Origin of the sequence: Candidatus Accumulibacter vicinus (assembly GCF_000584955.1) — a bacterium.
GTDB classification, from domain to species: domain Bacteria; phylum Pseudomonadota; class Gammaproteobacteria; order Burkholderiales; family Rhodocyclaceae; genus Accumulibacter; species Accumulibacter vicinus.
In genome coordinates, this window is sequence record NZ_JDSS02000006.1 from 62,363 (window position 1) to 76,051 (window position 13,689).

The window sequence follows — 13,689 nt, forward strand, 5'->3', positions numbered from 1 at the left end:
CTCCTAGTTCTTGAGCGCCAACCGCAGGCTCTCCAATTTTCCGCGTACGGAGGTATCGAGAACCTGGTCGCCAACCACAATCTTGACGCCGCCGATCAGCGATTGATCGACGACCACTTCGGCAGTCAGCCGGGTTTTGAAGCGCGCTTCCAGATCCTCGATCAGCGCCTTGAGCTGCGCGTCGTCAACGGGAAAGGCACTGTAGATCGTGGCTTCCTTGACGCCTTCCTGCGCAGCCCTCAGCTCCTCGAAGAGACCCGCGATTTCCGGCAAGGCGGAAAGCCGTTCGTTGTTGGCGAGGACATCGATCAGATTGGCTTCGCCGCCATCCTGTGCCTTGCCGATCAGCGACTTGAAGAGTGTACTCTTCTGCGTGGCAGACAACTCCGGATTGCCGATGCAGGAACGCATCTGCTCATCCGTGGCAATTGCAGAAAGCAGCGACAACCGCTCGGACCAAAACGTCAGCGCCTTGTTTTCCAGCGCAATGCGGAAAACCGCTTCAGCGTAGGGGCGCGCGATGGTAACGAGTTCGGCCATGGTATTAGAGTTCCTGCTTGAGCGCGGACAGCATTTCGGCATGCGCCCTGGCATCGACTTCGCGCTTCAGGATGCGCTCGGCACCCGCCACGGCAAGGTCGGCGACACGGCCACGCAGTTCCGCTCTTGCCTGCTCGACCTGTTGAGCAATCTCGGCCTTTGCCGATGCGACCACCTTGTCGGCTTCAATTTTGGCTGTCACCTTCGCCTCTTCAACCATCTGAGCGCCGCGCTTCTCGGCGGCAGCAATGATTTCGGCAGCCTTTGCCTTGGCGTCGCGCAGGGCATCTGCGGAACGTTTGCCCGCCAGCTCCAGCTCATGCTTCCCACGCTCGCCGGCGGCAAGCCCGTCAGCGATCAGTTTTTGGCGATCGGCCATGGCCTTGGCCAACGGAGGCCAGACGTATTTCATGGTGATCCAGATGAAGACGCCAAACCAGATCGCTTCGCCAATCAACGTTGCGTTGATGTTCACGCTAACCTCCTGTTAAGAGTTAGTCCGAAAAGCGATCAGCCCTTGACAACGGCAATGAAGGGATTGGCAAAAAGCATGAACAGCGCGATACCGACACCGATCATGGTGACCGCGTCGAGAAGACCCGCAACAATGAACATCTTTACCTGGAGAGTCGGAATCATTTCCGGCTGGCGAGCAGCGCCCTCAAGGAACCGGCCACCCAGCAGACCAAAACCGATAGCGGTACCGAGAGCACCCGCACCGATCAGGATGGCGACGGCGATGGCGGTGTTACCAAGCAACATAGACAGAGCGGCTTCCATTACTTTCTCCTAGTAAAACATGCTAAATGGGTTAAACAAAGACAACGTGAATCAAACTCGCAACCGGGCAGTCTTCCCACGACTAACCGTGGGACTCGCTGGCCATCGACATGTAAACGATGGTGAGCATCATGAACACGAAGGCCTGCAAGGTGATGATCAGGATATGAAACAGCGCCCAGGGCAGCGCCAGGGGTAACTGCCACAGACCCAGAAGGGCAATCAGGATAAACACCATCTCGCCAGCGTACATGTTGCCGAACAGACGCAGCGCAAGTGAAATCGGCTTGGCGACATCCTCGATGACCCGGAAGAGAAGATTGAGTGGCGCCAGCTTGGCACCAAACGGCACGGTGAATACCTCATGCAGGAAGCCCCCGACACCTTTCACCTTGACGCCCATGACCAACATGATCGCGAACACCGTCAGGGACATGCCGAAAGTCAGGTTCGGGTCGGTGGTCGGCACCACCTTGAAATAATGTACGCCAGCAAAGCCGAGGACGAAGGGAATGAAATCGACCGGGATCAGATCCATCGCGTTCATCAGAAAAACCCAGACGAAGATGGTGACCGCCATCGGCGTGATCAGCGCACTCTTGCCATGGTAGGTATCCTTGACCTGCTGATCGATAAAGGACACCAGCATTTCAACGAAGGTTTGCAGCTTGCCCGGACCGACGACGGCAGCCCTGCTGGCAAGTTTGGCCATGCCGAGGAAGGCGAACAGGCCAAGGAGACCGGATACGATCAGGGAGTCCAGGTGAAAAGTCCAGAAACCGTGACCGACGGTCAGGTTGGTCAGGTGGTGGACAATGTATCCACTCGTCGTCAATGCCTCGCCCGAAGCCATATATTCTCCCTGTTCAACTATTGCTGCCTGAGCAGCGCCATCCAATAAACGACCACTGTTGCTACATAGGCCAGGAAGAGCGGCAAGGCTGCGAGTTGTGCGTAGCTCTTGAAGACCACGGTAAACAACAAAAGGGTTACGACAAACTTGTAACCCTCCCCAGCCACCTGATCCCGAAACACTCTTCTTGCATCGGCCTGTTTCGATAGCCGCAAGGCTCGCCATGCATAAGCAGAAGCACTGGCCATGGCAATCCCGCCACCGAGTACTGCAGAAACAGCCGCATCAAATCCCAGAGCAACCCCCGCGACCAACCCTACTGCCAGAGTGACCACCAACTGGCAGACCAGGACCCAGCGAACCTGCGGATGCACGGCTAGCCCCTCCAAAACATGAGCAGGATACCAGACTCACAATAAGGAATCAAACCGCAACTGCAAAAAAGTTTAAATTCCTCGATAGAATCTGCCCTGCAGCCAGGATTGGCGAGCCCTGGATGGGCTTCCATGATGCGGCGCATCAATGGCGTAAGCGCTGCAGAATTCCTTCAAGTTGATCGAGGTCGCCGAACTCGATCAGCACCTTGCCCGCCCCTCGTTTATTGGCTCGAATCGCCACCTGCGCACCGAGCAGATCGGCCAGTTCGTCCTGCAGACGCAGCACATCGCGGTCCGGCCTGCTCGGCGTGGTGACTTCTTTCGGTGGGTTGAGGGCACACTGAACCAGGCGCTCGGTTTCGCGTACCGACAAGCCTTTCTGTGCCACTCGTTGCGCCAACTGGACCTGCAACGCACCCGCCAGCGGGAGGAGGGCGCGCGCATGCCCCATGTCGATTTCCCCGCGCATCAGGAGCTCCTGCGCCGGTGCAGCCAACTGCAGCAGACGCAGCAGATTCGACGCCGCCGGTCGTGATCGTCCAACGGCATCGGCTGCTTGCTGGTGGGTCATCGAGAACTCATCGATCAATCGTTGCAGACCCAGCGCTTCCTCGATCGGGTTGAGATCCTCGCGCTGGATGTTCTCGATCAGCGCCATGGCCAGCGCGGCCTCATCCGGAATGATCCGGACCAAAGTAGACACCTCGGTCAAGCCGGCCATCTGCGCCGCTCGCCAGCGCCTCTCACCGGCAATGATCTCGTAGCGGTCGTCGCTGACCGGCCGTACAAGAATCGGCTGCATCAACCCCTGCACCCTGATCGAGGCGGCCAGTTCTTCGAGCGAAGCGCTGTCCATGCGGGTACGTGGCTGATACTTGCCCGGCTGGAGCCGACCGACCGGCAGCGTTCTTTGCTGTTCCCGGCTCTGAGCATCGTTATCCGCCAGGAGAGCATCAAGGCCACGCCCCAGTCCTTTCAGTTTCATGGCTCCACTCCAGTCCCGGCAAGCGCCGCGGTCACCCTGCCAGCGCTGCCGGCGTGCCGATCGAGAATCTCCTGCGCCAACAAGAGATACGCTTGTGCGCCCTTCGAGCTGCGGTCGAATGCAAGCACCGGCTTGCCATAGGACGGAGCCTCGGCCAGGCGTACATTGCGCGGAACGATCGTCCGATAAACCTTCGAACCGAAGTGTCGTTCAAGTTCGCGGGAAACCTGTTGGGTCAGCGTCGAACGCGGGTCGTACATGGTCCGCAGCAGACCCTCGATCTCGAGCACCGGATTCAATTTGGCCCGCACCTTTTTCAGTGTCGCCACCAAGTCAGTCAGACCTTCCAGCGCGTAGTACTCACATTGCATCGGGATCATCACGGTATCGGCAGCGACCAGCCCATTGACTGTCAGCAGGTTCAGTGCGGGCGGGCAATCCATCACGATGAAGTCATAGTCGCCACGGATGTCGGCGAGCGCGTCACGCAGCCGATACTCGCGCTTTCCGAGATTGATCAGATCGATCTCGGCACCCGCGAGTTCGCGATTCGCGGGCATCAGGTCGAAGCCGAATTCAGTACGCAGGCTGGTGCCACGCATCGTCGAGCGACCGATCAGAATCTGATAGACCGTCGACAGCGCGTCGCTCTTGACGACACCGCAACCGGTCGTGGCGTTGGCCTGCGGATCAAGATCGATCAGCAACACGCGCTGGCCGATTTCGGCGAGACAGGCCGTGAGGTTGACGGCCGTCGTCGTCTTGCCAACGCCGCCTTTTTGGTTGGTTACCGCGAGTATTCTTGCCAAATCGACTCCCTCCTCAATGCTGCGCCTGACTGCTGCTCATGATTACCAGGTGCCGTTCACCGGTGATGCCCGGCACCTTCAAGCGATGCACTGCGTCCACGACCACATCAACCGACAGATTTGCCATTTCGTCCTGCGGCCGAAGGCCTTTCATGGCCAGCCAATGACCCCCCGTTTGCAACAGGTGACGCGACAGTCTCACGAACTCGCCGAGATCGGAAAATGCGCGTGCGCTGATCGCTGAGAAACTGGCCACGGGCCTGTACGCTTCAACACGGCCACAGTGTACGGCAATATTCACCAACCCAAGCTCAATCGCCACCTGTTGCAGAAAGGCCGTCTTTTTCGCATTGCTGTCCAGCAGGACCACCCCCAGTTCCGGGCGGGCGATGGCCAGCGGGATACCGGGCATGCCGCCACCGCTGCCCACGTCGAGCAGTGTCGCCCCCTCGACAAAGGGCAGGATCGCCAGCGAATCGAGCAAGTGATGACTGACCGCCAACGACGGATCATTCAGACCGGTCAGGCGATAGGTCTTGTTCCACTTGTCGAGCAGGGCCACGTAGGCGAGCAGCTTGTTCTGTGCGGCGTGCGAAAGATCGATCCCCAGGACGTGCAGTCCCTGCGCGAGTTGCGTGGCCGGCGTCATGAACCAGAACCGGCGATTCGCTGGCGCTGCGCGTTCAGTTGTGCACGCTTCAAATGCACCAGCAGGATCGAGATGGCCGCCGGGGTCACGCCCTGAATGCGGGAAGCCTGCCCCAGGGTCTGTGGACGATGCAGAACGAGCTTCTGCTGGACTTCCCTGGACAGACCCGTAATGCTGCAAAAGTCGAAATCGTCGGGAAAGCACGTTTCCTCGTTGGCCAGATTCTTGCTCACCTCATCCCGTTGACGTTCGATGTAACCCTGATACTTGGCCTGGTTCTCGACCTGTTCGATGACCCGTGGATCGCGCAGACCCGCGTCCACCGAAAAATCGCCCAGGCGCAGCGTCATCAACGACGAATAACTCACATCCGGGCGGCGCAGCAGCTCATGCAGGCTGTATTCGTGCTCCAGAGGCTTGCCGAAGATCCTGATCGTGTCCTCATCGGCAAGCTTTGCCGGCTGTACCCAGGTCGACTTCAGGCGCTCCTGCTCGCGTACGATCGCTTCCCTCTTCTCGCAAAAAGCTGCCCAGCGCTGCTCGCCCACCAACCCCAAACGGTGGCCTTGCTCGGTCAGACGCAGGTCGGCATTGTCCTCCCGCAGTGATAAGCGGTACTCCGCGCGACTGGTAAACATCCGGTAAGGCTCCGAGACGCCACGAGTGATCAGATCATCGGCCAGAACGCCGAGGTAGGCCTCGTCCCGGCGCGGTGTCCAGGGTTCCTTTTCCTGCACCTGCAGGGCGGCGTTGATGCCGGCCAACAGGCCCTGCGCTGCGGCTTCCTCGTAACCGGTGGTGCCGTTGATCTGGCCGGCGAAGAAAAGACCACGCAAAGCCTTCGTTTCCAGTGAGCTGCGCAGGCCGCGTGGATCAAAATAATCGTATTCGATGGCGTAGCCGGGGCGCAGGATGTGGCAGTTCCCAAGTCCGCGGATCGAGCGGACGATGGCCAGCTGGACATCAAAAGGCAGGCTGGTAGAAATCCCATTCGGGTAAATTTCATGGGTTGTCAGGCCTTCCGGCTCGAGAAAGACCTGATGGCTTTCCTTGGCCGAAAAACGATGAATCTTGTCTTCGATCGATGGGCAATAACGCGGACCGACGCCTTCGATCACCCCGGTGTACATCGGCGACCGATCGAGGTTGGCCCGGATGATCGCGTGCGTCCGAGCGTTGGTGCTGGTCACCCAGCATGGCAACTGACGCGGATGTTGGGCAGCGTCTCCAAGAAACGAGAACACCGGCAAGGGATCGTCCGAATATTGCTCGGCCAAGGTCGAAAAATCGATGGTCTTGCCATCCAGTCGTGGCGGTGTGCCGGTCTTGAGCCGGCCAACCGGCAACTGTAATTCGCGCAGACGGGCAGCCAGCGAAACCGACGGGGGATCACCCATACGGCCACCGCTATGATTCGACAGACCCACGTGAATCCTGCCGTTGAGGAAGGTGCCAGCCGTGAGGACCACGGTTCGTGCAGCAAAGCGCACGCCCAACCGGGTCACTACACCGGCGACGTGGTCGCCTTCGAGCATCAGGTCAGCACATGCCTGCGCGAAGATCACCAGATTTGGCTGGTTTTCGAGGCGACGGCGGATCGCCTGCCGGTACAGCACGCGATCTGCCTGCGCACGCGTCGCACGTACCGCCGGACCCTTGCTCGCATTGAGAATCCGGAACTGGATGCCGGCCTCATCGGTAGCCTCGGCCATCACCCCGCCCAGAGCGTCGATCTCCTTGACCAGATGCCCTTTGCCGATGCCACCGATCGATGGATTGCAACTCATCGCGCCGAGTGTCTCGAGGTTGTGCGTCAGCAGCAGCGTCCTGACGCCCATCCGCGCTGCGGCGAGCGCCGCTTCAGTGCCGGCATGGCCACCGCCGACCACAATCACCTCGAAACATTCAGGAAATAACATGGACGATCGCCATTGGTAGCACGCGGACGACTCTGGAAAAGACCGGCATTTTACGGCAATTTGTTGAAACGCCGACCAAATAGCCTTGGGCTATGACTTGAATTATCAGAATTAATTGGAACAATTCTGGCGACTCCACTATGATCCTGCCCGTCGCTTGTTTTCATTCACCGAACCCGAAGGAGATCTCAAGATGTCACTGATCAACACCGAAATCAAACCGTTCAAAACCACTGCTTTTCATAACGGCAAGTTTGGTCCTGTATCCGATGCCGACCTGAAGGGCAAATGGTCTGTCGTCGTTTTCTACCCGGCTGACTTCACCTTCGTCTGCCCGACCGAACTGGGTGACCTGGCTGACGAGTATGAGTCGTTCAAGAAGATCGGTGTCGAAATATACGCGGTATCTACCGACACGCATTTTACACACAAGGCTTGGCACGACGCTTCCGAGACCATCAAGAAGATCCGGTATCCGATGCTCGGCGACCCGACCGGCACCATCACCCGCAATTTCGACGTGATGATCGAAGAGGAAGGTCTGGCGTTGCGCGGCACCTTCGTGATCAATCCCGAAGGCATCATCAAGGTCTGTGAGGTCCACGACCTCGGCATTGGTCGCGACGCCAAGGAACTGTTGCGCAAGGTTCAGGCTGCCCAGTACGTCGCCAGCCACCCGGGCGAAGTCTGCCCGGCCAAGTGGACGCCGGGTGACGCCACGCTGACCCCGTCGCTGGACTTGGTCGGCAAGATTTAAGAACCGTGTGAGCCACGCGGCAGGCTGCTTTTCCTGTCGCGTGATTCGGGGTCTCAGTGCAAAGGGGCCGCTGTTTGGCGGCCCCTTTGCAATGCCACTCACCAGGGACAAGACGCATGTTAGACGCAAACATCCAGACTCAACTGCGGGCCTATCTTGAAAGAATCCGGCATCCGATCGAACTGGTCGGCGCGCTCGATGGCAGCAACCAGGCACAAGAGATGCTGGCCTTGCTGCAGGACATCGCCTCCCTGTCGGACAAGGTCAGCGTCCGGCAAGATGGCAATTCAGTGCGCAGGCCCTCCTTCTCGGTCGGTCGGCCCGGCGAACCCGCGCGGATCAGCTTTGCCGGCATCCCAATGGGACACGAATTCACCTCGTTGATTCTGGCCCTGCTGCAAACCGGTGGCCACCCGCCAAAAATCGAGGCCAGCGTCATCGAGGAGATTCGCTCCATTCCCGGGCAATTCCATTTTGAAACCTTCATTTCGCTGTCGTGCCACAACTGCCCGGATGTCGTGCAGGCACTCAACCTGATGGCGGTGCAGAACCCGGGCATCAGTCACCAGATGATCGACGGTGCGCTGTTTCAGGACGAAGTGACTGAACGCCAGATCATGGGCGTGCCAACGGTTTTCCTGAACGGCGAACCCTTCGGGCAGGGTCGCATGACGCTTGAGGAAATCATCGGCAAGATCGATACCGGCGCCCTGCAGCGCGAGGCGGAAAAGGTCTCTGCGCGCGCACCCTTCGACGTGCTGATCGTCGGCGGCGGCCCGGCCGGCGCCGCTGCAGCGATCTACGCAGCCCGCAAGGGCATTCGTACCGGCGTGGTCAGCGAGCGTTTCGGTGGGCAGGTACTCGATACCCTGGCGATCGAGAACTTCATCTCGGTAAAGCAGACCGACGGTCCGCGACTCGCCGTCGGACTCGAGGAACACGTCAAGGAGTACGATGTGGACATCATCAATCTGCAGCGCGCCGAAGCGCTGCTGCCGGACCTTGAGGGCGGCCTGACCGAAGTCCGTCTGGCCAGCGGCGCCAGGCTCAGAAGCAAGACGGTGATCCTCGCCACCGGGGCACGTTGGCGCGAGATGAATGTTCCTGGCGAGAAGCAGTATCGCGGCCATGGCGTTGCCTACTGTCCGCACTGCGACGGGCCGCTGTTCAAGGGCAAGCGGGTGGCCGTGATCGGTGGCGGCAACTCCGGCGTTGAAGCGGCGATCGACCTCGCCGGTGTCGTCGGCCAGGTCACCCTCCTCGAATTCGAAGCCATTTTGCGTGCCGACGCCATATTGCAGAAAAAGCTCTTCAGTCTGCCCAACGTGAAGGTGATCACCCAGGCCTTGAGCACCGAAGTCACCGGCGATGGCCAGAAGGTCAACGGCCTCTTGTACACCGATCGTGCCAGCGGTGAGTCGCAGCGCATCGACCTCGAAGGGGTGTTTGTGCAGATCGGCCTGCTCCCCAACAGCGAGTGGCTCAGGGGCACCATCGCCCTTTCTCGGCACGGCGAGATCGAGATCGATGCGCGCTGCGAAACCTCGCTGCCGGGCGTCTTCGCCGCCGGTGACGTCACCACGGTTCCTTACAAGCAGATCGTCATCGCCATGGGTGAAGGCTCGAAAGCCGCGCTCAGCGCCTTCGACCACCTGATTCGCCGTTCGCTCCCCTGAAGGAGGAGGGTGCTGCCGCCAGCCCCTGCGGGAGCTGGCGGCCAGCAGGAACCCCTCTGACGGCTTGATCGCCAGACCACGGTCAGGTAAGGTTCAAGCCATGAAGATCCCCGATACGACTGCAAACCTGCAGCAAACCCTCGGCAAGGAAATGTCGAGCAAGCGGGCTCTGCTGATTGATCGCTATCCGAACGCCCGCACTTCGCTGCGCATGATGCTTTCGGCGATGGGTGTTGGCCTGATAGACAATGCCGGCACCTCGGCCGACGTCTTCCGGCAACTCAGGGCGCACCGTTTCGACATCATCCTCTCCGATTATCTGCTCGAGGACGAGCGCGACAGTCAGCAACTGCTCGAAGAGTTGCGCGAGCAACATCTCCTGCCACGGTCTACCGTATTCATCGTGATCACCAGTGAACGCGCCTATCACAACGTTGTCTCGGTGGCCGAACTGGCGCCGGATGACTACCTGATCAAGCCCTTTACCGCCCACGAATTGAACGTACGTCTGGCGCGCGCGCTCTACAAGAAACGCTTCTTCGCGAAACTCTACGAGCATCTCGACAACGGTGCTTACGTTGAAGCGCTGGTGACCTGTGAACGTCTGATCAGACAGGATAGCGGCTTTCGGTTTGATGCACTGCGGTTCAAGGGAGAGATCCTCAATACGTTGGGCAGCCATGCTGAAGCGCAGCGCGTCTACCAGCAGGTACTGGCACAACGGGCCGTTCCCTGGGCCCGCATGGGCCTGGCCATGGCACTGCGAGGACAACAACAAATGTCCGAGGCCGAAGCATTCGGGCAATCACTTATCGACGACTTCCCGGAATTTATTGCGGCCTACGATTTTCTCGCCGAAGTGCAGGAGGAGGTGGGCAAGCTTCCGGAAGCCCAGGAAGTGTTGCAGCGCGCGGCGATGATTTCACCCAACAATTCGACACGACAACGCATGGTTGGCGACGTGGCGGCACGTAACCAGGATCTCCAGGCCGCCGAAAGAGCCTACGGCAAGGTGCTCCAGCGTCGCCGCAACTCGTCACTGAGGGACATTGACGACTACACCAATCTTTCGCGGGTGATGCTCGACCGTGGTCATACCACTGCTGCCCGGCTGGTCACCGAAGAACTCCGCCGTGACTGGCGAGGCAACCAGCAAGGCGAATTTGCTGCGCTGGTCATGGAAAGCCTGTGTGCAAACAAGGAGGGCGAACCCGCCAAGGCCAAGCGGGCAGTGGAGAAGGCACTCATCCTGCATGAAGCCTTGAAAGACGAAGGCCGTAGTGCGGCGGTTTCGGAAAAACTGGCGCTCGACCTGGCACACGCCTGTCTGGTCACTGGCGACGAAGAAAATGCACGCGAAATTGCTCGCAGGATCGCCGCCGAAAACCATGAAAACCGCATCATGATCGCCCAGGTCCAGAGCATCTATGCCAAAACCGGCAAGGCCGCAGACGGTCAGGCGCTGCTCGCGCAGGTCGGTCGGGAAATCGTCGAACTCAATAACCGCGGCGTTCTGGCCGCCCGCCGCGGCGATGTCGAAGGCTCGGTGAAGTTGTTGATGGAAGCCGCGGAACGGGTACCCAATCTGCAGTTTCTGGTCAATGCCACGAAAGCGATTTTTACCCTGCTGGAACGGAAAGGCTGGGATCCTGTACTGGCAAGACGAGGCATTCGTTTTCTGCAACTGGCACAGGCCAGGGAGATGCGCAACCCGAAGGTGGTTTCGGCGCGCGAGCTGTACCAGCGTGTCGCACGCAAATACGGCGTCGCAACGGTTCCGTTCAGCGCTTCGGGGACCCTGCGCGGCAAGGGCAGCTTCCTATAGCCATTTGAATGGAAATTTGAATGGAATAGTGTCTATCGCGAATTTGATAATCAGGACGGTCACCACGCACAAGAACCCCTTCCGGATGAAACCGCTGCCATGGCGTATCGCAAGATGTGTGCCGAGGAGCGAACCGAGCACGTTGCAGCCGGCCATCACCAATGCCAGCAACGGTAGAAAGTGGCCATGCGGGATGAAAAAGCCCAGTGCTGCGATGTTGGTGGCAACATTGACCACTTTCGACGCTGCCGAGGCATGCAGAAAATCAAATCCGAAAAGGCGGACAAACAGAAAGATCAGGAAACTGCCGGTCCCGGGTCCAAAAAAGCCATCGTAGAAACCGATCGCGCCACCCAAAATCAGGGCATACGCGAGCTCCTGTCCGCCTTTGTGCCGGGGCTGATGAATCGCCCCAAAATCGCGCCGAACGAAAGTGTAAGCGGCCGCTCCGACGAGCAACACCAGGATCAGCGGACGCAACATCGCCGCAGGCAGCCAGGTGACGGCCATCGCGCCGGCATAGGCGCAGGCAAACGCAGCCAGAGCGGCCGGCAGTGTCGTTCGCCAGGGCATCTCGATACGGCATGCGTAGCGCAAGGCTGCATTGCTGGTGCCGAATACGCTTGAAAACTTGTTGGTCCCGAAGAGAGTCGCCGGCATTTCCTGCGGCATCGCGTTGAACAACGCCGGGATCTGGATCAGCCCACCGCCACCAACCACTGCATCGATCAAGCCAGCAAACAGAGCGGCCACGGCCAAGCCGGCCAGCAGCGAGTAGTCAAGGGCCTCCATCGCGGCTCAGCTCTGCGCGATGAAGAAGAGACGGTTGAACGGGAACAGCGTGGCGGCACGCAGCCGCTCTCGATAGACCGCCAGAAAGCGCTCGACTGCCGGCGGGTCGAGGCATTCTAGCCAAGGCAGTGCTGCGTTCGAGAAGATCAGGCCGGGAGGGAAATCAGACTGCCCGCTGGCAATTTCCGCCAGCCGCCAGTCAATCGTCGGCGCCGTGGCAGCGGCATTGGCAAGCATCGCCGAATCGCTGTCGACGCCAATGATCTGCGCACCCGGCCAACGTTCGGCCAATAGCTGCGTGACGTTGCCGGCCCCACAGCCGAGATCGACGATGCGGCTTGCCGACCTGAAGTCAAGTCGGGCCAGGAGATCCAGCGCGGGTCTTTGCCTGGCATCAGCGAATGTCAGGTATTGCTCGGGGTTCCAATTCATCCTGAGCGAATTCTAACACTACGCTGAAGACACCCTCCATCGCGTCATACCGGTGCGGTGCACCGGGAGTTCGATGCGTTAACATATGCCTACAGAGGTCCGTCACTCTACCGGGTTCGCTCGGTTCGCTCCGAAGGGTTTGGCGGGCGGCAGAAATCTCATTTTTCCAGCATGTGCGCCTGACATTCACGTAAGCTAGGAGAGTTTTTTTGAATCTTGTAAGGGCCACATTGAATGATCCGATGAATGTAATATGGCCCAAGGTAACCGTGATCATTGTCAACTGGAATGGCGAACGATTCCTTGACCGGTGTCTTTCGGCGCTGCTGGCTCAGACGGTAGCACCGCATGAGATCCTTCTTGTGGATAACGCGAGTTCCGACGGATCACTTGACCTTGTACGGAGATTTCCTTCGGTGCGTTTGCTGGCACAGGACCGCAACCTCGGTTTTGCGCGCGGCAACAATCTGGCGATCGAAGAGGCGTCAGCCGAGTCTGAATGGATCGCCTTGCTCAATCCGGATGCTTTCGTCGAGCCGCGCTGGCTGGAAGCATTACTGTTGGCAACGCGCGATTATCCGGCTTTTGAAATATTCGGTAGCAAGCTGGTTGCCGCCGCCGATCCGGCCATATTGGATGGGGCCGGTGATGCTTATCACGTCAGCGGCTTGGTCTGGCGGCGAGGGCATGGGGCACCGGTCACCTCTGTTTCGGAACAGGTGCGGGAAGCGTTCTCTCCCTGCGCGGCGGCGGCGCTTTATCGGCGAAGCGCATTGGTCGAGGCAGGAGGTTTTGATGAGGACTTTTTTTGCTACCTGGAGGATCTCGACCTCGGTTTCCGTTTACGGCTGGCGGGATATCGCTGCCTCTATGTATCGGCATCGGTGGCCCATCATGTCGGCTCGGGTACGACCAGTGGGCAGCACAGCGATTTTGCCGTGTATCACGGGCATCGCAATCTGGTGTGGACCTACGTGAAAAACATGCCATGGATACTGTTCTGGGCGTTCCTGCCCTTGCATCTGGCGATGAATCTGGTCGCCCTGCTGGTGTTCTCATGGCGCGGCCAGGGACTCACGATGCTGCGCGCCAAACGGGATGCGCTCAAGGGTATCCCGGACATGTGGCGGAAACGGCGTTCGCTTCAATCCACCCGCATTGCAACGGTGCGTGAAATCTGGCGCTTGATGGATAAAAGCATCATCCCGACCAAGCGAGGCAGTATGGCGTGCGATTTATCCATGATCTGTTGGCAGCGATCAGGCAAACGCAACACCGCTGACCCTGGTGGCTGA

At 59.2% G+C, this 13,689-nt stretch carries 15 protein-coding genes; 4 read left to right on the top strand and 11 right to left on the bottom strand.

Going from position 1 to position 13,689, the window contains the following annotated elements; genetic code table 11:
• Positions 1-3: 3 nt before the first annotated feature.
• The 9 genes from CAPSK01_RS01060 to mnmG form a co-directional block, all read right to left on the bottom strand.
• A complete protein-coding gene (locus CAPSK01_RS01060; RefSeq protein WP_034921246.1) occupies positions 4-540 on the bottom strand; it encodes a F0F1 ATP synthase subunit delta in 537 nt (178 codons plus the stop codon).
• A gap of 4 nt (positions 541-544) precedes the next feature.
• Complete coding sequence (locus tag CAPSK01_RS01065; RefSeq protein ID WP_034921249.1) at positions 545-1,015, bottom strand: F0F1 ATP synthase subunit B; 471 nt, start codon at positions 1,013-1,015, stop codon at positions 545-547.
• Positions 1,016-1,050: 35 nt separating this feature from the next.
• A complete protein-coding gene (gene atpE / locus CAPSK01_RS01070) occupies positions 1,051-1,308 on the bottom strand; it encodes a F0F1 ATP synthase subunit C (protein ID WP_138677986.1) in 258 nt (85 codons plus the stop codon).
• Positions 1,309-1,402: 94 nt separating this feature from the next.
• Positions 1,403-2,173: a F0F1 ATP synthase subunit A gene (gene atpB / locus CAPSK01_RS01075; protein ID WP_034921251.1), complete on the bottom strand. Its 771-nt coding sequence runs from the start codon at positions 2,171-2,173 to the stop codon at positions 1,403-1,405.
• Positions 2,174-2,190: 17 nt separating this feature from the next.
• A complete protein-coding gene (locus CAPSK01_RS01080) occupies positions 2,191-2,547 on the bottom strand; it encodes an ATP synthase subunit I (RefSeq protein WP_034921254.1) in 357 nt (118 codons plus the stop codon).
• Positions 2,548-2,692: 145 nt separating this feature from the next.
• Entirely contained in the window at positions 2,693-3,535 is an 843-nt protein-coding gene (locus tag CAPSK01_RS01085; RefSeq protein ID WP_034921257.1) for a ParB/RepB/Spo0J family partition protein, read from the bottom strand.
• Entirely contained in the window at positions 3,532-4,344 is an 813-nt protein-coding gene (locus CAPSK01_RS01090; RefSeq protein ID WP_034921260.1) for an AAA family ATPase, read from the bottom strand. Before CAPSK01_RS01090 ends, CAPSK01_RS01085 begins: the two co-directional genes overlap by 4 nt.
• A gap of 13 nt (positions 4,345-4,357) precedes the next feature.
• Positions 4,358-4,993 (bottom strand): 16S rRNA (guanine(527)-N(7))-methyltransferase RsmG, encoded by a 636-nt coding sequence (rsmG, locus tag CAPSK01_RS01095; RefSeq protein ID WP_034921262.1) that lies wholly within the window; start codon positions 4,991-4,993, stop codon positions 4,358-4,360.
• The gene (gene mnmG / locus CAPSK01_RS01100; RefSeq protein ID WP_034921265.1) at positions 4,990-6,912 is read right to left on the bottom strand and encodes a tRNA uridine-5-carboxymethylaminomethyl(34) synthesis enzyme MnmG; all 1,923 of its coding nucleotides are present in this window, start codon (positions 6,910-6,912) and stop codon (positions 4,990-4,992) included. The genes rsmG and mnmG overlap by 4 nt, the downstream gene beginning before the upstream one ends.
• A gap of 193 nt (positions 6,913-7,105) precedes the next feature.
• Here mnmG and ahpC point away from each other — a divergent pair, with 193 nt between their 5' ends.
• From ahpC to CAPSK01_RS01115, 3 genes are all read left to right on the top strand, one after another.
• Complete coding sequence (gene ahpC / locus CAPSK01_RS01105; RefSeq protein WP_034921583.1) at positions 7,106-7,669, top strand: alkyl hydroperoxide reductase subunit C; 564 nt, start codon at positions 7,106-7,108, stop codon at positions 7,667-7,669.
• Between the two features lie 116 nt (positions 7,670-7,785).
• The gene (gene ahpF / locus CAPSK01_RS01110) at positions 7,786-9,345 is read left to right on the top strand and encodes an alkyl hydroperoxide reductase subunit F (RefSeq protein ID WP_034921268.1); all 1,560 of its coding nucleotides are present in this window, start codon (positions 7,786-7,788) and stop codon (positions 9,343-9,345) included.
• 100 nt (positions 9,346-9,445) lie between these two features.
• Positions 9,446-11,170 carry a response regulator gene (locus CAPSK01_RS01115; protein WP_034921270.1) on the top strand — a complete coding sequence of 575 codons (1,725 nt, stop codon included), beginning with the start codon at positions 9,446-9,448 and terminating at the stop codon, positions 11,168-11,170.
• Here CAPSK01_RS01115 and CAPSK01_RS01120 read toward each other — a convergent pair.
• Positions 11,165-11,962, bottom strand: a complete 798-nt coding sequence (locus tag CAPSK01_RS01120; RefSeq protein WP_034921273.1) for a TSUP family transporter — start codon at positions 11,960-11,962, stop codon at positions 11,165-11,167. The two genes, CAPSK01_RS01115 and CAPSK01_RS01120, sit on opposite strands and share 6 nt — an antisense overlap.
• 6 nt (positions 11,963-11,968) lie before the next feature.
• Positions 11,969-12,394, bottom strand: a complete 426-nt coding sequence (locus tag CAPSK01_RS01125; RefSeq protein WP_273702835.1) for a methyltransferase domain-containing protein — start codon at positions 12,392-12,394, stop codon at positions 11,969-11,971.
• A gap of 230 nt (positions 12,395-12,624) precedes the next feature.
• Between CAPSK01_RS01125 and CAPSK01_RS01130 the strand changes: the two genes are divergently transcribed.
• A complete protein-coding gene (locus CAPSK01_RS01130; protein WP_337958516.1) occupies positions 12,625-13,689 on the top strand; it encodes a glycosyltransferase family 2 protein in 1,065 nt (354 codons plus the stop codon).